General features: G+C 69.1%; 17 protein-coding genes. 12 read left to right on the top strand and 5 right to left on the bottom strand.

Annotation, left to right across the window (positions count from 1 at the left end; all coding sequences use genetic code 11):
* Positions 1 to 143: 143 nt before the first annotated feature.
* Positions 144 to 677 carry a GNAT family N-acetyltransferase gene (locus tag STRTU_RS02730; RefSeq protein WP_246240075.1) on the top strand — a complete coding sequence of 178 codons (534 nt, stop codon included), beginning with the start codon at positions 144 to 146 and terminating at the stop codon, positions 675 to 677.
* A gap of 158 nt (positions 678 to 835) precedes the next feature.
* Here the strand turns inward: STRTU_RS02730 and STRTU_RS02740 are convergent, their stop codons facing one another.
* The gene (locus tag STRTU_RS02740) at positions 836 to 3,190 is read right to left on the bottom strand and encodes an MFS transporter (RefSeq protein ID WP_371873662.1); all 2,355 of its coding nucleotides are present in this window, start codon (positions 3,188 to 3,190) and stop codon (positions 836 to 838) included.
* Positions 3,191 to 3,490: 300 nt separating this feature from the next.
* On the opposite strand from STRTU_RS02740, the gene STRTU_RS02745 reads away from it, so the two are divergent.
* The 3 genes from STRTU_RS02745 (at position 3,491) to STRTU_RS02755 (ending at position 6,673) form a co-directional block, all read left to right on the top strand.
* The gene (locus STRTU_RS02745) at positions 3,491 to 4,750 is read left to right on the top strand and encodes an MFS transporter (RefSeq protein ID WP_159742059.1); all 1,260 of its coding nucleotides are present in this window, start codon (positions 3,491 to 3,493) and stop codon (positions 4,748 to 4,750) included.
* A 136-nt stretch (positions 4,751 to 4,886) separates the two neighbouring features.
* The gene (locus STRTU_RS02750; protein WP_159742060.1) at positions 4,887 to 5,825 is read left to right on the top strand and encodes a squalene/phytoene synthase family protein; all 939 of its coding nucleotides are present in this window, start codon (positions 4,887 to 4,889) and stop codon (positions 5,823 to 5,825) included.
* 89 nt (positions 5,826 to 5,914) lie between these two features.
* Positions 5,915 to 6,673, top strand: a complete 759-nt coding sequence (locus STRTU_RS02755; RefSeq protein ID WP_159742061.1) for a DUF2470 domain-containing protein — start codon at positions 5,915 to 5,917, stop codon at positions 6,671 to 6,673.
* Positions 6,674 to 6,744: 71 nt separating this feature from the next.
* On the opposite strand, the gene STRTU_RS02760 is transcribed toward STRTU_RS02755, so the two are convergent.
* Positions 6,745 to 7,875: a hypothetical protein gene (locus STRTU_RS02760; RefSeq protein ID WP_159742062.1), complete on the bottom strand. Its 1,131-nt coding sequence runs from the start codon at positions 7,873 to 7,875 to the stop codon at positions 6,745 to 6,747.
* A gap of 265 nt (positions 7,876 to 8,140) precedes the next feature.
* On the opposite strand from STRTU_RS02760, the gene STRTU_RS02765 reads away from it, so the two are divergent.
* From STRTU_RS02765 to STRTU_RS02800, 8 genes are all read left to right on the top strand, one after another.
* Positions 8,141 to 9,064 (top strand): aminoglycoside phosphotransferase family protein, encoded by a 924-nt coding sequence (locus STRTU_RS02765; protein ID WP_159742063.1) that lies wholly within the window; start codon positions 8,141 to 8,143, stop codon positions 9,062 to 9,064.
* Positions 9,065 to 9,207: 143 nt separating this feature from the next.
* Complete coding sequence (locus STRTU_RS02770; RefSeq protein ID WP_159742064.1) at positions 9,208 to 9,909, top strand: Crp/Fnr family transcriptional regulator; 702 nt, start codon at positions 9,208 to 9,210, stop codon at positions 9,907 to 9,909.
* A 172-nt stretch (positions 9,910 to 10,081) separates the two neighbouring features.
* Positions 10,082 to 10,624, top strand: a complete 543-nt coding sequence (locus STRTU_RS02775) for a hypothetical protein (protein WP_269777326.1) — start codon at positions 10,082 to 10,084, stop codon at positions 10,622 to 10,624.
* On the top strand, positions 10,614 to 12,659 hold the full coding sequence (locus tag STRTU_RS02780) for a hypothetical protein (protein ID WP_246240076.1): 2,046 nt from the start codon (positions 10,614 to 10,616) through the stop codon (positions 12,657 to 12,659). The genes STRTU_RS02775 and STRTU_RS02780 overlap by 11 nt, the downstream gene beginning before the upstream one ends.
* A gap of 14 nt (positions 12,660 to 12,673) precedes the next feature.
* Entirely contained in the window at positions 12,674 to 13,396 is a 723-nt protein-coding gene (locus STRTU_RS02785; protein ID WP_246240077.1) for a hypothetical protein, read from the top strand.
* Positions 13,393 to 13,665: a DNA-binding protein gene (locus tag STRTU_RS02790; RefSeq protein WP_159742066.1), complete on the top strand. Its 273-nt coding sequence runs from the start codon at positions 13,393 to 13,395 to the stop codon at positions 13,663 to 13,665. Before STRTU_RS02785 ends, STRTU_RS02790 begins: the two co-directional genes overlap by 4 nt.
* A gap of 80 nt (positions 13,666 to 13,745) precedes the next feature.
* The gene (locus tag STRTU_RS02795) at positions 13,746 to 14,837 is read left to right on the top strand and encodes a hypothetical protein (RefSeq protein ID WP_159742067.1); all 1,092 of its coding nucleotides are present in this window, start codon (positions 13,746 to 13,748) and stop codon (positions 14,835 to 14,837) included.
* 190 nt (positions 14,838 to 15,027) lie between these two features.
* Positions 15,028 to 15,666, top strand: a complete 639-nt coding sequence (locus STRTU_RS02800) for a GNAT family N-acetyltransferase (RefSeq protein ID WP_159742068.1) — start codon at positions 15,028 to 15,030, stop codon at positions 15,664 to 15,666.
* Positions 15,667 to 15,763: 97 nt separating this feature from the next.
* Here the strand turns inward: STRTU_RS02800 and STRTU_RS02805 are convergent, their stop codons facing one another.
* The 3 genes from STRTU_RS02805 to STRTU_RS02815 all read right to left on the bottom strand — a co-directional run bounded on the left by STRTU_RS02805 (position 15,764) and on the right by STRTU_RS02815 (position 18,972).
* Positions 15,764 to 16,177, bottom strand: coding sequence for a Vgb family protein (locus STRTU_RS02805; RefSeq protein ID WP_159742069.1), 414 nt, complete (start codon positions 16,175 to 16,177; stop codon positions 15,764 to 15,766).
* A 23-nt stretch (positions 16,178 to 16,200) separates the two neighbouring features.
* Positions 16,201 to 16,878: a DUF5825 family protein gene (locus STRTU_RS02810; RefSeq protein ID WP_159742070.1), complete on the bottom strand. Its 678-nt coding sequence runs from the start codon at positions 16,876 to 16,878 to the stop codon at positions 16,201 to 16,203.
* A 150-nt stretch (positions 16,879 to 17,028) separates the two neighbouring features.
* Positions 17,029 to 18,972 carry a RiPP maturation radical SAM C-methyltransferase gene (locus tag STRTU_RS02815; RefSeq protein ID WP_159742071.1) on the bottom strand — a complete coding sequence of 648 codons (1,944 nt, stop codon included), beginning with the start codon at positions 18,970 to 18,972 and terminating at the stop codon, positions 17,029 to 17,031.
* Positions 18,973 to 19,171: the final 199 nt, after the last annotated feature.

Here is a 19,171-nt window from a genome sequence, read left to right on the forward strand (position 1 = left end):
GTCGTCGGACGTCGCTATCCTCGGCCGCGCCGCTGCCGAACCGTTGTCGTTTCACTTACGCACGACTAACGCCCGGCCAGAGACGTCCGTCTCTGGGGACCCGTGGGGGAACCAATCGGGTGGATGCAGGCGTCCGGAGGGGCATGCATCAAGGTTTCCGACTGCGTGAGGCGACCACCGAGGACGCCGACGTCCTTGCCGACGTGCACACCCGGACCCGGACCGCGTACTACACCGCGGGCGGCATGTCCGAGGAAGAACTCGCCGACCCGGGTGCATGGAGGGAACGGCGCGACGCCTGGGCGCGGGTGCTGGCGGCATCGGCGCGCGCCACGCTGGTCGCGGAAGACTTCGACGGGACGGTGGTTGGGCTGCTCACTGCCGGGCCACCGCACCACGAAGACCTGGACGCCTCGACGTACTACGAGCTGTACCAGATCGGGGTACTGGCGCACGCCTGGGGGCGCGGGGTGGGTGGGGCCCTGCACCGGGAGTTCGTCGCGCTGGCCGCGGCGGCCGGCTGCGCCGAGGGCGTGCTGGAGTGCTGGGCGTCCAACACCCGTGCGCAGCGCTTCTACACCCGAAACGGGTGGCGGCCGGATGGAGCGCGCCGTCCAGGACCGCTGGACCATGACTACGTCCGGCTGCGACTGAGGCTCGTATCGCACAGCTTCTGAGCGGGACTGACGCAATGCCAGAGTCGGGGCGGGACGCAAGGCGGCTACCGCGGGCGAGCAGGCGCGTTCCTCGACCAGGTCAGCGCGCCGCCGAAGAAGCCCGCGAGGATGCCTGTGACGGCGAACACCGGGCCTGGCGGGAGGCCAAGCGAAGGTCATTACTCCTCCGCAGGGCGCTGCGGCCGCTTCCCCGTGACCGTGACGAGTTCGTGGGGCAGTACGGCGCCGGGCGGCAATTGCCTGGCCAGCGCGTCCAGTAGGGGTACCGCGGCGGCGAGCGTGGTGCGTTGGTCCTCCGGGAGTTCGGCGATCCGGGTGGTCAGTGCCTGGAGGCTTTCGCGGCGGATGCTGTCCAGGACGGCGGTGCCGGTCGGCGCGAGAGCGAGGAGAGAGGCGCGCTGGTCGTACGGGTCGGGACGGCGGCTCACCAGGTCGGCGGCCACCAGGATGTCGACCAGCCGGGAAGTGCTCGGCATGCTGATGCCCATGCCGCGGGCCAGGTCCCCGACCCGTAGGGGACCGCGCGCGGCCAGCACGCCCAGCGCGGTCAGCCGACTTGGGGTCAGGTCGTACCGTTCTGCCGGTGCGCGTAGCCCATGGGCCAGGCGCAGGACTGCCATCCGTAGTTGGGGCGCGATCTCGTCATGGGCTGAGGGCGGCGCTGAGGGTTCGGCCGCTGCTCGCTGTAGCTCGTTCATGACCGCCTGCCATTCAGTGCGAGGTGCGAGCCGGCGCCCGGCCGGTGGCGCGGGTCCGGCGGGGCTTCGGCTCCGGTGGGCGTGGAGTGGTCGTGGTGGGACAGGGCGGTCGGCGCCGGCGGGGACGACCGCTGCGACCGGCGCCGCGCCTCCGCCCGTCGCGCCCTGTATCGACGGTGCGCGAGCGGGGGCCGTGCCGCCGACCGCTATCGGCTGGTCGGTGTGTACGTATTTGCCGCCGCGCAGCCAGGACGCCACGGCGGCAACGAGGCAGGCGGCGATGGCGAACGCGAACGCGGTGGCGAGGCCCTTCGCGAACGGTCCGGAGATCAGGGCGGGGAAGAAGCCGCGGCCGGTCAGATAGGCGGCGTGCCCGGCCGGCAGGTGGGCCAGCGCGTGGGGGCCGAGCAGCGTCTGGACCGGGTTGTAGCCGAGCAGTGAGGCGAACAGCACGGAGACGGGCGGCAGGGCCGCCAGCCGGTCGGCGTCGGCGGCGGGCACGCCCTGCGCGACCAGGCCGCTGGAGAGGGTGTGCGGCAGTGTGCCGGACAGGCCGAGGACCATCAGGCTGAAGAACACCCCGATCGACAGCACCAGCGCCGAGTTCTGGAAGGTGGTGCTCATACCGCCGCCGACCCCGCGCTGGTCGGCGGGCAGGCTGTTCATGATCCCGGCGCGGTTCGGGGAGGCGAACAGTCCCATCCCGATGCCGTTGAGCAGCAGGATCGCGGCGAAGGCCCCGTAGGAGAAATTGACCGGCAGAAGCGCCAGCAGGACGAAGCTGCCGGCCGCCAGGACCATGCCGCCGGTGGCGAACGGCCGCGCGCCGAAGCGGTCGGACAGCCAGCCCGAGACCGGCCCCGCGATCAGGAAGCCGACGGTGAGCGGCACCATGTAGATGCCCGCCCAGAGTGGAGTCTGGGTGAAGCTGTAACCGTGCCGGGGCAGCCAGATGCCCTGCAGCCAGATGATCAGGATGAACATCAACCCGCCGCGGCCCATCCCGGACAGCAGGCTCGCGAGGTTCCCGGCGGTGAACGCACGGATGCGGAACAAGCTCATCCGGAACATCGGCTCGGGGACCCTGGTCTCCACGATGCCGAAGATCAGCAGCATGACCACACCGCCGATCAGGGCGGCCAGCACCCAGGGGTTCGTCCAGCCCATGGTGTGCCCGTGGTACGGCTGGATGCCGTAGGTGATGCCCGCCAGCACCGCGATCAGCCCGGCAGCGAAGGTCAGATTGCCCCACCAGTCCAGCCGTGCGGGCCGTCGGACGCCGGTGTCGTGCAGCTTCCGGTACGCCCAGAACGTGCCGAACACCCCGAACGGCACCGACACCAGGAACACCATGTGCCATTCGACCGGGGCGAGCAGCCCGCCGAGCACCAGCCCCATGAACGAGCCGGCGATGCCCGCGACCTGGTTGAGGCCCAACGCCAGGCCGCGCTGCTCGGCGGGGAACGCATCGGTGATGATCGCGTTGGAATTGCCCATCAGCATCGCGCCGCCGATGCCCTGGCCCACTCTCATCAAGATCAGCCAGAGTGCGCCCGCCGTGCCCTGCATCCAGGTCACCGCCAGCAGCACCGAGAACACGCTGAAGACCGCGAATCCCGCGTTGTACATCCGGACCCGGCCGAACATGTCGCCCATCCGCCCGAAGCTGACCACGAGCACCGCCGTGACCACCAAATACCCCATGATCAACCACAGCAGCAGACTGGTGTTCCCCGGCTGCAGCGGGTCGATCCGGATGCCCCGGAAGATGTCGGGCAGCGCGATCAGCATGATCGACGCATTGATCGTGGCCATCAGCACACCGAGCGTGGTGTTGGACAGCACGATCCACCGGTAATGCGGGCGGGATGTCTCAGCGGCGGCTCGGGCCCGCCTCCGCGCCGCGTGGGATTCCGCGGGCGTCGCAGTCATGGGCACCTCCCACGAGGAGGGCTGCATTAGTTGCTTACCCCAAACTAACTCTTTTACTGACATTTCCTGATTGCAGCAGCGACTCACCCTCTCCGTCATCGCTTTGATGCCGGTGGTCAGGGCGTGGTTGGGTCACTGCGGCGAGGAGACGGGGCCGGGGCGGCAGGGGCGGGGGCGATGGGGATGGCGGGCAGACGGTCGCTGGGGCGTCGGTTCGGGTGGTTGTGGGCGGCGTATGCGGTCAGCTCGTACGGGTCCGGGCTCGGCTTGGGCGCGTATTCCCTGATCGCGGTCCTGGTGCTGCACTGCGGGCCGGCCCAGGTCGCGATGCTGGCCGCCGCGGGACGGGCCGTGGGAGCCCTGATCGCGGTGCCGCTCGGTCCCTGGATGGAGTTCCGTCGCAAGCGGCCGGTCATGATGGCGATGGACCTGACCCGGTTCGCGGCCTTGATGAGCGTCCCCGTCGCGTTCGCACTCGGGCGGCTCAGCTTCGCCCAGCTCCTCCTGGTCTCCATGGTCACCGCGGCGGCCGATATCGCCTTCAGGGCGGCCGGCGGCGCGTACCTGAAGGCGCTCGTACCGCAGGCGGACCTGCTCATCGCGAACGGCCGGTTCGAGGCCACGACGTGGACCTCGACGCTGGTCGGGCCGCCGCTCGGCGGGGCCGCGATCGGGCTGTTCGGCCCGGTGACGACCGTGGTGGCCGACGCGGTCAGCTATCTGCTCTCGGCGCTGGGCATCCGGGCCATCGGCGGCACGGAAGCGCGCCCCGAGCGAACCGGTGCTCCGCGCCTGCGAGCCGGCGATCTGCTCGCAGGCTGGCGCTACATCCTCAACCACCCGACCCTGCGCCCGCTGTTCTTCAACGCCATCGTGGTCAACGGCCTGATCATGGCCTCCGAGCCGCTGCTCGCCGTGCTCCTGCTGGACCATCTCGGGTTCACCCCCTGGCAGTACGGCCTCGTCTTCGCGCTCCCCTGCATCGGCGGCCTGGTCGGCGCACGCATGGCGCATCGCCTCGCGGCGCGGTACGGGCAGCGCAAGGTGCTGCTCACCGCCGGGGTGCTACGCGCGCTCTGGCCTCTCGGATTGGCGTTCGTCCCGCCCGGTGTCCCCGGGATCCTCCTGGTCATCGCCGTCCAACTCGGCCTGGTGACCTGCATCGGCCTGTTCAACCCGATGCTGGCGACCTACCGGCTCGACCACACCGCCCCCGACCGGGTCGCCCGCACCCTGGCCGCGTGGTCGATCAGCAGCAGCGCCACCATCGCGGTTCTGACCGCCCTATGGGGTCTGCTCGCCACCGTCACCGGTCCCCGCACGGCGATCGGCGCCGCCGGAGTTCTCCTCCTGGCTACTCCGCTGCTCCTGCCGCGTCATGGGAGCGCGATCCGGAAGAAGCTTGCTGCGGACGGCGGGCAGGAAGTGGTTGATCGCGTCTGAGGGCGAGCGGCGTCATACGACGGGCTTACGGTTGTTGGCTGCATGACTCGGTGACCGATCACCCGGTGACGAGGCCCCTCGGCCCTCGCCGCCCCACACCACACCCCCACGCCCCCACACCACAAAGGACCTCCGGATGAGCATGTGGACCACCAGGCTTGATGCCGCGGGCATTCAAGACCCGCAGCTGCGCAACGACTTCACTCAACAGCGTTCGCTGGTCGCCCGTTACAAGCGCGCGGCCTACACCGCGGTCCTGCTGCTCCTGCCGCCTCCCCTGGCCCCCCACATGATCGCCGCCACCGCCTTCATGCACCACACGGACAACCTCCTCGACCAGGGCCCGTTGCCTCAGCGCGCTGCCGCCTACGCGGCATGGGAGGAAGAGGTGACCCAGGCGCTGACGACCGGCACCAGCGACCACCCCGTACTCCGCCCGCTCCTGCACACCGGCGCCCGCCACCCCCGCCTCCTCGGACATATCAAGGACTTTCTCCGCACCGCGGCCACCGACCTCGAATTCACCGGCTTCGCCACGGAGTCGGACTATCAGCACTACCTCGACCGCTACTCACTGCCCGCTTTCATGCTGATTGCCTGTCTGCTCGCGCCCGGCGAGGAACCCGCCGACTACCGCGCCGCCTGCCGCACGTATATCGACGGCAGCCAGCGCCTCGACTTCGTCAACGATCTCGCCGAAGACCTGGCCGACGACCGCCTGACGATCCCTCAGGAAACCTTGCTGAGCCACGGGGTGACCCGTACGGACCTCGTTCACGCGAAGGACACCCCTGAAGTCCGCACGCTCCTGGAGCATCTCCTCCAGCAGGCTCGCATCACCCTGGCCGCCAGTCACCGTGTGACCGAGTTCCTGCCTCCCGCCAGCCGTCCCTTCGTCCGGGCCCTGATCGCCTTGGACGAGGCCACCTGCGACGCGGCCGGAACCAAGGGGCCGGGCCTCCTGCACGGCCCGGCACGCCCCGCCGTTTCCACCATGCTGACGATCCTCATCCGCGAATACCGCCAGCTGCGGAGCCTGCGCCGCGCCAAGTCGCCGGAGATATCGGCGGCATGATCCATCCGTCACCACGCACGGGAGAGCCCCGACCGCAGGAACACCCCAGGGCTGATAAGGTAAGCCTTACCTAACCTTCGGGAGTCTTTATGCGTATCTTCGGTGGTGCGGCGCAGCAACCGACCAGCGCCGAAAGAGTCCGGACGATTCTGGCCTCGGCCCACTCGATGACGATGGAGGTCGATGGCCACACCACCGAGGTCTCCCGCGGAAACGGCCCAGGAGCGACGCAGCACGTCCACTTGCACCCCTCCCCCGAGGACGCCGGACTCACCGGCGCGGCCGGCACCGGCGAGCGGGTGCCTGCCACGCTGCAGTTCACCGATATCGCGCCGCTCCCCGTACGCGACCGGGTGCGCGCACGTCTCACCGTGATGGGATGGCTGACCTCACGGGACAAGGCGGGCTCACCGGCCGGCGACTGCATGGAATTCGCCACGGCGGTACTCGAAACAGCAACGTGCAAGGCCGGCATCGGCCTTGACGACTTGATGACCGCGCCGGCAGATCCCCTGGCCACCTATGAAGCCGACATCCTCACCCACCTGGTCGAGGAACACAGCCACTGCATTCCCCTCCTGCTGCGACTGGTGGAACCCCGATTCCTGCAACTCATGGAACGCGCGGCGCCCCTGGCCATCGACCGCTACGGCATCGTCCTCCGCGTGGAATACCCACTCGGCCACCACGACGTACGACTCCCGTTCCACAGCACACTCAACGACGCCGACCAATTCGGCATGCAACTCCAGGCACTGCTCACCACCGCCCGACGCTGCTCACACCGCAGCCGCCTGCTCAGCGATGACCGGGGGCCGGGCGAGAGCGCGGTCTCGCGCCGTAGCTGACTGGCGGGACGCGGTGTGTCGCGTCGCCTACCGCCGCCCGCCGGGACGGTCGTGAACGGCGGCAGCAGATGTCAGGGCCGGTATGCCTGTCGCAGGGCGCAGGTCCAGATGACGGCGCGGGATGTTGAAGTGGCGTCGGCCGCGGCGCCGCCGACGCGTTGGTCGTCGCTGACGGCGTATGCCTGGGAGGGGCCCTCCGGGGAGAGGCGGGGCAGCGCCAGCAAGGGGCCGGTACCCGGCCAGATCTGGGCCTGCTCCGGGGGTGCCGTCTCCGGCGGGAAGGGTCCGACCATGTTGCTGTCCGAAGCGGTGCCCACGCTCACGTTGGTGGTGGGGCTGATCGCTTCGAAGGTGCCGCTGGTGCGCTCCCCGAGCAGCCCCGGTTCGCTCTCGATCGCGTACGGCGGCAGCCACTGGGTGGGCGTGAGGGTGTCCAGCCGGGTGTAGTCGTGGGTGCCCACGATCCGTCCGGCGCGGTCGATGTCCCGGGGGTACCAGAAGTCGTAGGGCACTCCCGCGGGCCAGTAGCGCTGGAGCGGTACCGCCGCCGCGCCACTCCTGGCCGGCCAGAGGAGGCCCGCCGACCACGACTCGTCGTCCTTGACGGCCTCGCCGGAACCGGCGATCTGACCGGCGTTGTTGAGGGCGGTCACCGAGGTGAGCGAATATCCGGCCGGCGGCGCGAGCCGACGACGGATCCGCGCGCCGTCCCATTCGAGACCGATGAGCGCGCCGCCCTTGACCGTGTCGCCGACGATCAGCCCCTGGTCGTTGACGTCCGCCGCATGGGCCCCTTCCGGCAGCAGGGTCACCGCGCGGGCCCCGGCACGGAAGCTGAAGGCAGCGGTACGGCCGTCGCCCTGCAGAGAGCCGACCATCAGGCCCTTCGCGTTGACGGCCACCACCTCACCGCCGGTGAATTTGGCGGGCAGCGGTACACGATGGACCCGAGTACCGGTCCAGTACACGGGCAGGCCGCGCGAGGCCCCCACCGCCAGAGCATTCGGCCCAAGTCCCTTGACCCGGCTGCCTCCTGAACCCGGCAGGGAGGCCAGGACCTGGAGGGCGGGCCGGCAGACCCCGGGCTTACGGGCGCCGTCGCCGGGCCGGACCGACGAGGCGGGCGCCGGACTCGCCGTCAGCAGAGGTATGAGGAAGGCGGCCGCGACAACCGCCACCGCGGCACGGACAGGTCTTCGCATCATGGTCTCCGTTTCCGAGAACAGGGGAATGACCCCGTCAGCACCCAAATGATCCAGTGCATGAGGGAAAGGAAGTTTCCGTGGATCGGCCCCTTTCCTACCGCACCCGCGACCGTTCGGGACGGCTCCACCGGCCAATGGCCGGAAGTCGCCCGGGAGTGTCCGGGTCCACGACGCCGTACAGCAGGCTCGACCAACCTGACATCAGACCAACTTGACCAGACCCCCTGACCGCACCCCACCCCCACAGGAATAGGACTCGCACATGAACCGGCCCGCAGCAGTTGAGGTCCCAAAGCTCCTGGCATCCTCGTACGCCAGAACCTTCGGCGAGGCGGGAAGGGCCTGGATCGCCGCACTGCCCGCCCTGGCCGCGGAACTACTGGACCGCTGGGAGCTGAGACGGGACGGCGAACCCGGAGCGGGAGAAGCCTCGCTGGTACTGCCCGTGCTGCGCAGGGACGGTACGCCTGCGGTCCTCAAACTCCAGATGCCCAGGCAGGAGACCACCGCCGCACTCATCGGGCTGCGCGCCTGGGACGGCGACGGGATGGTGCGGCTGCTCGACCACGATCCCGAGAGCAGCACCATGCTGCTGGAGCGATTGGACGGTGCCCGCACTCTCACCTCGGTCGAGGACGACGATGTCGCGATGGGCATCCTCGCCGGGCTTCAGGCGCGGCTGCATTCCGTCCCCGCGCCCCAGGGACTGCGAAGCCTCGGTGACATCGCCACCGAGATGCTGGAGCAGGTCCCGCAGGCGGCCAGAGCACTGACCGACCCGGCCGACCGCCGCCACCTGCGTGCCTGGGCGTCGGCGGTGGCCGAACTGGCCGGTGACCCCGGCGACCGGATGCTGCACTGGGATCTGCACTACGACAACGTGCTCGCCGCGGAACGCGAGCCATGGCTGGCCATCGACCCCGAGCCGCTCACCGGCGACCCCGGCTTCGACCTGTGGCCCGCCCTGGACAGCCGGTGGGACGCCGTCGTCGCGAAGAACGACACCCACCGTGTGGTGCGACGCCGCTTCGACCTGCTCACCGAGGCCCTCAACCTGGACCGCACACGCGCCGCCGGCTGGACACTGGGCCGCCTGCTGCAGAACTCACTGTGGGACATCGAGGACGGGCGGACCATGCTCGCCCCCTCCCATGTCGCCATTGCGGAGGCACTGTCGGACCGTTGACTTTGTTGAAGTGTCTGCAGCACCCCTCTGAGCCAACCCGTCATGACCGTGCCAGGTACGGACGGCGTGGACCTCAGGACGGCCAAGCAGGCCGACCACACATTCCGCCCCCGGCGGCAATGAGATTCCCTTAACGTGATCACATGAGCAAACAGAGGTGCTTTTCGACAGCGCTGATCCTGCGTGACCTCGTACCCGCAGAGGCGTGGGAAGAGTTGACACGCTTCCCCGGACGACACCACCTGGCCGGTGAGACCCTGCTGCGGCAGGGGGACTCTGGAACGCATGTACTTGCCATACTCCGTGGCATGGTGAAGGTGGTGCGCACAGACGCCGACGGCAAGGAGCGGCTACTCGCCTTCCGTGGACCGGGTGAGGTACTGGGCGAGATGGCCGTACAGGTCGACGGGGCCCGCCTGGCCAGCGTGCGAGCAATTAGCGAATGCGAAGTGTCCGTGGTCCCCGCGGAGGCTTTCCGGCGCTTCGTCACGCAACACGACCTGGCAAATCAGCTTGCTGCTCACGCGGTGAGCCGCCTGCGGGAGCAGACCCAGACGTGCGAGGGCGACGTCGACCGGCGGCTCGCAGCGGCGCTGCTCCGTCTCATCGCCGTTTCCGGTGTGCGCTCGTTCTCCCTCACCAGGGAAGAGCTGGGGCAGCACATCGGAGTGAGCCGGTGCTCCATCACCAAGGTGCTGGAGCGGTTCGGAGAGCAGAGGGTGCAGGCCGGGAGGCTCTACATCGAAGTCATCGATGAGCAGTACCTGCATCATGTGCTCGCCCGTGACACCACGCGCCGAGTGGGTCATGACGCCTTGATCGGCCGCCCAGGCCCCAGATCGTAATCAGGGGGCCTTGCTCGGGCAGGGCGAGATCAATCATCCGCAATGACAGGAACGGACTGGCCGACCAAAGCAGGCTCACCGCCTCTGCCTTTTTTGATGCTCTTTTCTCTTGGACTGCACTGCGACGGGGCGCGGGCGCAGCTTCCTTGAATGGTGTGTTCGGAATGTGGCCATGGCCACCTCTCTTGTGCACTGCGCGAGCGGAAGGCCGCCGGACGTTGCGGGAATCTCGGATGGCCATGGAAATGCCGGACGGCCATTCGTGTCGATCCGGCCTGCCCCGAAGGAAGTCATGCGAGAACACGAGAAGACCGCGGTGGAACAGGGGAGCGCCATCTGCCCTGTGCGACCGGCTGCTGTTCCGGCCGGTGAGGGCCTCACCCCTCGTTCGGTTGCCAGGGCCGACGATCCCGCTGGAAGCGACCACGGGTGGGCGGAAGCCCTCACGGCACTGCAGCGCGCGGGGTTCAGGATCAGTCCGGAGGATTTCGGTCGACTGAGCGGCCTGCTGGCACCTTCGCACTGCGCCGAATCCCCCACCGACGAGCCGACGACTCCCGCCGATGATGAGCCGACGGCTCCCACGTCATCGCACACGACGCTGCTCAGCGCCGAACGGGGCATCATCAACACCGGATCCGTCCACGGCGGACAGCACCTGACCGATATGCAGGTATCGGGTGACTACGTCCGAGGAGCGGACGATGGGATCTGACGCGAACTCAGCGGACGACATCCTCGGTACTGTCCTCCCTGAACTGATCAGGAATCAGCGCCTGATGGTGCTGGCCCCGAACGGTACGGTCAACGCCGGTGTAGTGAAGGGTGACCAGCGCACCGTGCTGTCCACCTCCTCGATAGCCGATGACGGTGCGGTGACGCCGTGGCGCCAGGGACCCGTGCGGCCGAGGGACCTCCAGATCGCCCGGCAGCGCTTCGTTTCGACCGCCGGGTTCGAGAGAGGTCTTGCCGCACTCGACTCGGGCATCCTTTTGCTGGTCGGCGTACCGGGTACCGGCCGTCTCACGCTGGCCCTCAATCTGCTGGCCCACGGGTGCGAGGACCCCACACTCGTCCAGGTCGACGGAACGGTGGACCTGGCTCGATGGCGCCCCCGGCCGCAAGGGGTGGACGGCTACCTGGTGATGGAGCCCGGTGATCCCTTCGCGCTGAGGCCCTGGGACCTGTCCAGCTTGGAGGGTTCGCTGGCGGAGGCAGGAGCGCGCCTGGTCATCGTGCTTCCGGAAACGCCGGGCCTGGTACGTACCTTGGAAAGGGACTTCGGTGCCCAGGTGGTGCGCCATGAACCGCCTGACCCGGGCCATGTCTTCTCCGCGCACCTCGCGGACATCTGCCAGGATGCCCAAGATCGTGCCCGTTTGCTGGAGCTGCTCGGACCGGAATTCCTTTCCGAGATCCTGCCCCCCGAACTCCCACCCGGATACGCGGCACAAGCGGCAGCGACCGTGGCCCGTCTCGGGGCCACGGGTGGAATGTGCCGTTCCGAGGTGATGGGCTGCCTGGCCTCTGCGGAGGCTCCCGAACTCCTGGCGCGGGCGGAGGGCGATCCGGAACTCCTGGCGCACCTGATGTCGGTCTGTGTGTACGGCGGGCTGGACCGTGGAACCGTCGTCGAGCAGGCGGTGAGCCTTCTGGCGCTGGCAGACTCCCGAGGGGATTCGGTGTCTCCTGACCATGCTCTCCGGGACTCAGCGGCCAAACGTGGACACAGCCGTGCCCGGCAACGTCCCCTGCACGACATCCTGCGCGGCATTGGGGCACGGTGTGAGGCCCGAACGCACGGCAAGCCGGAGTCGGTTGCTTTCCTCTGGCCGGCGGTGCGCGAAGCGGTATGGGATGTCATGTGCCGCGATCGCACCGGACTGCTGCCCCTCTTGCACGAGTGGCTGGGCCGCCCCGGACATGACGAGGAGACGATCGAGCGTGCCGGCCGTGCCGTGGCGGCGATGGGCATACGGTCCGGCGGCCGGACCTTCGGGCTCGTCCGGGAACTCGCCCTCTCCACCCAGCAGCCCGGCGTCAGAGTCGCGGCTTGGTCCATCGGTACGGCAACGCATGACCGTGCCGTCTCCGACACAGCGTACGAGCTGCTTGAGGAGTGGAGCGCCGCGCCCGAAACGGCCTTGCGCACCGCGGTCGCCTACGCCTGTCGCTCAGACATGGGCGGGGTCAAGGCCGAGCACGCCCTGCCGTTGCTGCAGCATGTGGTGGATGGCCGAGGCAACGACGCCGATGATGTGGCGGTGGCACTGACCGTCGCGGAGACATTGCTGCAGCAGTTCGCGACAGGGAGCCCCGCGGACAAGGGCACGATCGTGCGACACATGAACTCCTGGGCACAGGCCGAGGGCGTCGCGGAACTGCTGGCCGCCATCACGTTCCCCACACTGGTGGACTGCGACCACGGCTGGTTCTCCGATCAATTGCTCGCCCGGCAGGAGACGGCTTCGAACACCGTGAAACTCGTCCAGCACGCGCTCGGCGAAGCTGCGGCATACCACCCGATGCGGGATGCGCTGCTCGCCTGGTGCCGTGGTACGGACGACACACCACAGCCCGATGCGGCGGTGGAGGACCTCTTCGCGCGGCTTGTCGATACACGGCAACCCGGATTTCTGCGCTTGCTCCTGTCCATCGAACGGGGCGGTGACGCCATGCCCGGCAAGGGCCTCGCGGCACGCTCCCTGGCCGCATGGCGCAGCAGGAACCAGCCCCGGGAATCCGAGTGATCAGGAGGACGACGATGGCGGTGCCCCTTCGATCCGGACTGTTCGGCGCGATCGAGCAGGAGTTAGCGGGCAAAGTACTGGAACCGGAGCTCCGGCTGGACGAAGGGGCCGACGGCGCAAGGCCCCCGCTTTCCCTGGCCGAGGCCCGGAGGGTCCTCTACGACCGCTCGGCGGATCCGTCCGTACAAACCGCGCTGTGGCATCGGATCGCGGCTCTGGCCCGGAACGATGGGGACCGGTGCGGCTGGCGGCTGGGCGCGGTGTGGATGGCCCTGCCCGGGTTGCGCCGTACCGCGTCCAGGATCGCGTTCCGTTTCGGGTCGGACCGCGCAGATGTCGAAGCGGAACTGGTCACGGGGTTCCTCGAAGCGCTGCGGAATATCGGGCCGGAGACCACGTCTCCCGGGGCGGTGCTGCTGCGCTTCGCATGCACCCAGGCGTGGAACACGGCACGCAAAGCCCGTGCAGAGGTGGCCGTCGAGGACATGGACGCCGTCATGGGATCTCGTCACCGCTCTGGCGCCTCCTGGCAGGCGGAGTTCGACGGTCCCGGAAGGCCCGACGGGCTCACCGCTTCCCTGCGGATCAGCATTCCGGCCGAGCGGGTCGAGGGCCTACGGATCGGAGCTCTGGCCCAGGAATGGGGCCTGGCCGACACAGTCACCGACACGCAGCGGCTCCGGCGCGGACGCCGGGTCGGAGCGCTGTCCCTGCGACACATCGGGAGACGCGGATGAGCAAGTGCGATCGGACCCCCTTGTCCTTCCGGGAGATCCTGGATCTGCCGGTCAGCGTCGACCTGAGGACGGCAGCCAGGGCTTACGGCATGAGCATGGGTACCGCCTACCGGCTGGTCGGCCTCGGTACCTTTCCGTGCGAGACCGTCCGCGTCGGCCATCGTCACCGCGTCCTCACCGTGCATCTCATGCACGCGCTCGGCATTGAGGAGCGGCCCCTCTTCGCCGACGACATTGCGGACGGCGTGGCGCTGACCCTCTTCGACTGACGCAGTCCCACCGTGGCCCGGCACTGGCCGGGCCACGGACCTTCCCACAGCCTTCCCCTACTCCTGGCAGGAGATCCACCATGCCCACATGCTTCGCGATCGGGCCCACCGGCAACGCCTGCAGGCCCACCGACAGCCCCGACCACGGTGTTCGGCAGCAGACCAGCATGTTCTACGACGACGTCGTAGGACCTGTCTGCGAGCAGCTCAACCTGTCGCTGATCCGGGCGGACCACGTGTCCGGCAGTGGCGTGCTGACCGAGCGGCTGATCCGCCACATCATCGAAGAGGACATCGTTGTTGCCGATCTCACCGGAGGCAGCCCGGAGGTGGTCTACGGACTCGGCATCAGGCACGCCGTCGGCCGGTGCACCGTGCATCTCGGCGAGGCCGGAACCGTGCCCTTCGGCGCCGGAGTGGTGCCGACCGTCCAGTTCCCAGCCCTGCCCCTCGGATCGGCCGAGGCGCGGCGCGAGCTGACGGCAGCACTCGCCGAGGGGCTCTCCGGAGCAAGTCCGCTCATGCTGCCCGCGCGCATTCTGCTCGCCCACATGCCCTCCCCTGCCATCGGGGACAACAGCCTGACCCCAGCCACCCAGGAGGAGGACCGCCCGGGACTGTTCGACCTCGTGGTCGCCGCCGAAGCGGAGATGGAGGCGATGGTGGGTGACCTGGCGGAGGTAGAGGCAGCGTTCGTGGACCTCGCAGCCATGGCCGAGCTGCTCACCGAGGACATGCTCCGGGCCAACCGCCCGGGAACCCCGACGAGTGCCCAACTGGCTGTCATCAACCGCTTCGCCAAGGCCATCGAGGGCCCGTCCGACGATTTGGACACGGCAGCTGCCCGCTTCGCCGGGCGAATGAACGTCGCGACCGACGCCCTTGGCGCGTTGTTGCAGTGGGCGCGGAACACCCCGCGCGACGAGTGGTCGGAGGAGCTGCACGGGCTGCTCGACCAGGTGATCGAAATGGCCGGGGAGCTCCGAAGCTCAGCGGACGGTGCGCAGGAGATCGTGCCTGTGGTGGAGATGTTCAGTCAGGCCAGTCGGCAACTGCGCAAGCCGAGCCGGAAGATCGGCGCGTCTCTCCGTGCCATGTTCGGGAGCGTGGCTGTGTTCGAGGAGTGGGAACGGACGGCCCGAGAGCTCAAGGAAAGCCAGGACGAATCGTAACCCTCCCGTCGCTGCCGGCACGGCACGCATGAGGGCCACCCACGTCCCCTGACATCAGACGTCGTTCGAGCCGGTCCGGGATCTCGAAACATGGTCCCGGACCGCCATCCCATGAAGCTACAGGTGCTTCCCCGTCACCCCTGATGTCGACCTACCCCCGCTTTCTGCTCAAGATCACCGACCGTACAGAATGACCCGTATGGCGATAACGAGCACTAACAACCCCGCAAACACCCCTGTGACGCCCGCCGTTGAGGAGGACGCGCCGGTCGTCAGTCGGATCCTCGCGGGGGCCTTCGATAACGACCCGATGATGCGCTGGTTCTTTCCCGACGAGGCCTCCCGACAGGCTGGGCTGGTGCGTTACTTCAGCACGCTGTTCACGCGGCAGTACGGCCGGCACGGCGTGTGCGAGCGCACCGAGGCGGCGGCGGCCTTCTGGGTGGCGCCGGAGGGGTTGGCCAAGGCCGTTCCCGATGCGGAGACCGTCCAGGAGCTGCAGGAAATCCTCGGCGACCGGGCTTCGCTGTTCCGGGAGGCCGTGGAGGCGGCGGGCGAGCACGCGCCGCAGGAACCGCTGTGGTACCTGGCGGTGCTGGGCGCCGACCCCGCGGCCCAGGGGCAGGGGCACGGGGCGGCCCTGCTGCGCTCGGGGCTGGCCAAGGCGGACGCGATGGGGATGCCCGTCGGGCTGGAGTCGTCGAAGCGGTCCAATCTTGCGTTCTACGAGCACTTCGGTTTCACCGTGCGGCAGGAAGTACAGCTGCCGGGCGGCGGGCCGACGCTGTGGGTCATGCGACGGGAGCCGCGCCAGCCGGACGGTGCCTAGCACTCCCGTAGTACTCCAGTGCGACTCAAGGCGACACGGGGGCTAGCCAGACCCCCGCCCCAGCTGGCGAGACCGCACCGGGGTTCACACTGTCGGCTCAAGACGCCGGGGTGGGGGTGGGCAGGGTGTAGCGGCTGGTGGTCAGGTCCGGGCGGACGCGGTCGATCAGTCCGGGCTGGTTGTACTGGACCCACAGGTTGCCGAAGCAGTCGAAGGCCAGCCCGGCCAGCTTGGCGCCCGGGACATCGGTGCGGTGCTCGGTGATGCGGCCGTTGTCGGGGTCGAGTTCCGCGTAGGCGGCGCCGGCCTCCTCGGTGAACCACATATGGCCTCGGCGGCCGGCGGCGACGGCGACGGGCCGGCTGTCAGGCGTGGGGATGTCGTACTCACGCATGCGGCCGTCCGCATCGATACGGCCGATCCGGTTGCCCGTCAGCTCGGTGAAGAACATGGCGCAGCGGGGCCCTCGCGCCAGGTAGATCGGCTGGCTGTCGGCGGCGAGGCGGTGCACGGTCCACGGCCACCGCCTCCCGGTCAGACGGCCATCGCCTCCTGGATCCAGCGGTTCACCCGGTACGGGAGCCACCACAGCAGCGGGCCGGTGCGGGAGACCAGGCGTTCCGCCAGGAAGTCGTCGGCGATGGCCTTCGGTACGGACGCGAGCGGGGCCCCGTAGGAGAGCTGGGTGATGGCCTCCTGGTATTCGGGCTCCTCGGCGGTGAAGCGGCGCAGTTCGCCCCAGCGGCGGTCGCGGATCTGGACGAAACCGGGGCCCTGACGCCACAGGCACTTGCAGAGATAGTGGGCGTTACGCCACTGAGCGAGCGCGGCCGCGGCATCGGCGGGGCCGGTGAGGGTGCGGGGCGGCTGGAGGTGGCTGAGGTCGCGCCAGCCGTCGTCGGGCTCGGAGGGGAGCCGCAGCTGCCACTGCACCAGCACGGCGCGGGCCGTCAGGTCGCGGATCAGGCACAGCCGCCGGACGGCGTGGGCGGCGGCGTCGGGGTCGTCGACCGCGGTCAGGTCCAGCTCTTCGGCGAACTCCACCCGGCGTGCACCGAGTTCCCACAGGTGGGCGGCCTGTTCGTCCGGCGCGGCAGGCAGGTCGACCGCGCCCAGGCTCATGCCCGGCAGGGCGCAGGCGTCCTCGTCGTAGTCCCGCCAGGCCCTGAGGGCCAGTGCGCGGGAGGAGGCGGGGGCGGTGGTAATGGTCATGGCGTTCTCCTGCGGGGCATGAAGTCCTGAGTTCTGTTCGGTATGAAGTCCTGTGCAGAGCAGCAGAGGACGGGAGTTCCGCTGTGGGCTGCGCCCACCGGACCGGCTCCGAGCACGCCGCTCCGGCTCCGCGCCCGCCAGTCGGGATGGTCACACGTGAGCGACAAGGGCGCGCGCCGCGTCCTCATCGGACTCCGGCTGCTCCTGCGCCGCCGCCCCCGCGTGGCTATGGCGCATGTAGTCCAGGCGCAGCAGGTCCTCGTTGACGGCGGCCGGCGCGAGATGGACGTACTGGCCGCCGTCGGTGAAGACCAGCCCGAGCGTCACCCAGTGCTGGAGGAGGGCGCGGACGGCGGCCTCGTCGACGGTGTGCTCGGGGAGTCGGGCGGCGAGCTTGCGGGTCAGTGCGGCGGGGGCGTGCGGCTGGTCGAGCAGCCGGAAGGCCGCGAGTTCGGTGGGTGTGCTGAGTTCCAGGGCGCCCCAGTCGAAGGCGCGGCGGCGGCTGACGAGCACGATGCGGTCGCCGAGGTCCGCATGGGTGAGCCTGCTGTCCGTGTGGTGCTTCTTCCAGGCGCCGAGGGCGTCGTTGAGCGCGGTGACGGTGGGCTCGGTGATTCCGCGTTCGGGTGCCTCGAAGACGTAGGCCAGATCGAGGAGTTCGGACTCGGGCAGGTCGTAGGTGAAGCGGTAGTGCTCTTCGGGGCGCAGGCCGGTGAAGCCGAGTTCGGGCCGGTTGAAGTATGGGCTGAAGCGTTCGATGGCGATACGGGCGGACAGGTCGACCGGCGGGTCGAGGTGTTCCAGGGCCGGTATCTGGGCGATGACGGGCTCGTAGTCCGCGGCGCTTTCGCCGGGGAAGCCGTGCAGGTAGTTCCAGGAGACGGAGAGTCCGGTCTCGGCGCCGTCGCGGAGCATACGGACGTTCTGGCAGCCGCTGACGCCCTTGTCCATCAGGTCGAGCACCCGGCTGTTGAGGCTCTCGATGCCCGGCTGGACGTAGATCATTCCGGCCTGGGCGAGGGTGCGCAGCTGGGTCCGGCGCATATTGGCCTTGATCTCGATATGCATCCGCAGGTCGTAGCCGCTGTCGATGATGCGGGGCAGGACGGTGGTGAGGTAGCCCATGTCGAGGATGTTGTCGACGAGGTACATGTCCAGTACCCGGTGCCGGCGGGCCAGCTCCATGATCTCTTCGTAGAAGGTGTCGGGGCTCTTGCTGCGGAACTGCATGAAGGAGCCGTTGAGACCGCAGAAGGTGCAGTGGTGCTTCTCCCCCCACCAGCAGCCGCGGGCCCCTTCGACGACAAGTTTGGGCTCCACCCAGTTGCGGGCGACGGAGGCCGACAGCCGCTCGAAGTAGCCGCTGTAGTCGGGCGGCAGGATGGTCGCGGGCGGCAGCGGTCTGGTGCTCATCGGGTTCGCGACGCTCGCGCCGTCGGCGTCGCGGTGACACAGCCCCGGGACGTCGGACAGGTCGCCGCCCTCGTCAAGGGCGGTGAGCAGCTGGGGGAAGGCGGCCTCGCCCTCACCGCGGACCACGAAGTCCAGGAACGGGAAGTTGCGGTGGGTGGCGGCGCCCTGCTCGGCGTCGCAGTTGGCCCCGCCCATGACGGTGCGGATGTGCGGGGCAAGGCGTTTGACGTATTTGACGGCGGCGAGCGCGGCGGTGTTCTGCTGGAAGGTGGAGGTGAAGCCGACGACATCGGGGCCGGCCGCCACGATCCGCTCGGCTGTCTCCTGCACGAACTCCGGTACCACGCGGTGCAGTTCCTTCGACATATCCAGCCGTTCCTCGCGCAGTTTGCCGCGCATCGAGGCGCTGAACTCCGCTACCCGCCACTCGGGGTCGTCGTACAGGGCGGAGGAGAACACCCAGTCTCCGCAGCCCATGAAGTACGAGGAGAGCGCGTAGAACTGGTAGTCGTCCGCGGTGAACGTGGTCCGCCGGGTGATCCAGTCGGTGAACTCCAGGTTCGCGTGCAGGACATCGGCCCGGCCGGAGGTGCGCTCGTCAACGCTCCGGCGCAGGATGCCGAGGGCGAGGGACGGCAGGTCGATCGGGGACCAGGGCATATTGACCAGCAGGACGCGCATGGCGGCTCCTCGTACTACGGCGGGTGGGGTGGGAGGTGGCCGTCGGCCGGCCGGTGACGTGCGCGGGTCCGGCCGGCCCGGTGTGCGCCGGGCCGGCCGGGGAGGATCAGTCCTCCTCGGTTTCCTCGGCGTTACGGAACGGGACGGTCACCGTGATGCCGATGCCCGGTCTGCGGTTTTCCTCGTCACCCGCGAGCGG

This window comes from Streptomyces tubercidicus, from assembly GCF_027497495.1.
GTDB classification, from domain to species: Bacteria; Actinomycetota; Actinomycetes; order Streptomycetales; family Streptomycetaceae; genus Streptomyces; species Streptomyces tubercidicus.

Excerpts from the sequence above, each read along its gene's own strand:
- STRTU_RS02780 (WP_246240076.1), top strand. The coding sequence starts at position 10,614 with ATGGGATCTGACGCGAACTCAGCGGACGACATCCTCGGTACTGTCCTC.
- STRTU_RS02790 (WP_159742066.1), top strand. The coding sequence starts at position 13,393 with ATGAGCAAGTGCGATCGGACCCCCTTGTCCTTCCGGGAGATCCTGGAT.
- STRTU_RS02750 (WP_159742060.1), top strand. The coding sequence starts at position 4,887 with ATGAGCATGTGGACCACCAGGCTTGATGCCGCGGGCATTCAAGACCCG.
- STRTU_RS02815 (WP_159742071.1), bottom strand. The coding sequence starts at position 18,972 with ATGCGCGTCCTGCTGGTCAATATGCCCTGGTCCCCGATCGACCTGCCG.
- STRTU_RS02760 (WP_159742062.1), bottom strand. The coding sequence starts at position 7,875 with ATGCGAAGACCTGTCCGTGCCGCGGTGGCGGTTGTCGCGGCCGCCTTC.
- STRTU_RS02740 (WP_371873662.1), bottom strand. The coding sequence starts at position 3,190 with ATGGCCACGATCAATGCGTCGATCATGCTGATCGCGCTGCCCGACATC.
- STRTU_RS02785 (WP_246240077.1), top strand. The coding sequence starts at position 12,674 with ATGGCGGTGCCCCTTCGATCCGGACTGTTCGGCGCGATCGAGCAGGAG.
- STRTU_RS02795 (WP_159742067.1), top strand. The coding sequence starts at position 13,746 with ATGCCCACATGCTTCGCGATCGGGCCCACCGGCAACGCCTGCAGGCCC.
- STRTU_RS02800 (WP_159742068.1), top strand. The coding sequence starts at position 15,028 with ATGACCCGTATGGCGATAACGAGCACTAACAACCCCGCAAACACCCCT.
- STRTU_RS02770 (WP_159742064.1), top strand. The coding sequence starts at position 9,208 with ATGAGCAAACAGAGGTGCTTTTCGACAGCGCTGATCCTGCGTGACCTC.
- STRTU_RS02755 (WP_159742061.1), top strand. The coding sequence starts at position 5,915 with ATGCGTATCTTCGGTGGTGCGGCGCAGCAACCGACCAGCGCCGAAAGA.
- STRTU_RS02730 (WP_246240075.1), top strand. The coding sequence starts at position 144 with ATGCATCAAGGTTTCCGACTGCGTGAGGCGACCACCGAGGACGCCGAC.
- STRTU_RS02745 (WP_159742059.1), top strand. The coding sequence starts at position 3,491 with ATGGCGGGCAGACGGTCGCTGGGGCGTCGGTTCGGGTGGTTGTGGGCG.
- STRTU_RS02810 (WP_159742070.1), bottom strand. The coding sequence starts at position 16,878 with ATGACCATTACCACCGCCCCCGCCTCCTCCCGCGCACTGGCCCTCAGG.
- STRTU_RS02775 (WP_269777326.1), top strand. The coding sequence starts at position 10,082 with ATGGCCACCTCTCTTGTGCACTGCGCGAGCGGAAGGCCGCCGGACGTT.
- STRTU_RS02765 (WP_159742063.1), top strand. The coding sequence starts at position 8,141 with ATGAACCGGCCCGCAGCAGTTGAGGTCCCAAAGCTCCTGGCATCCTCG.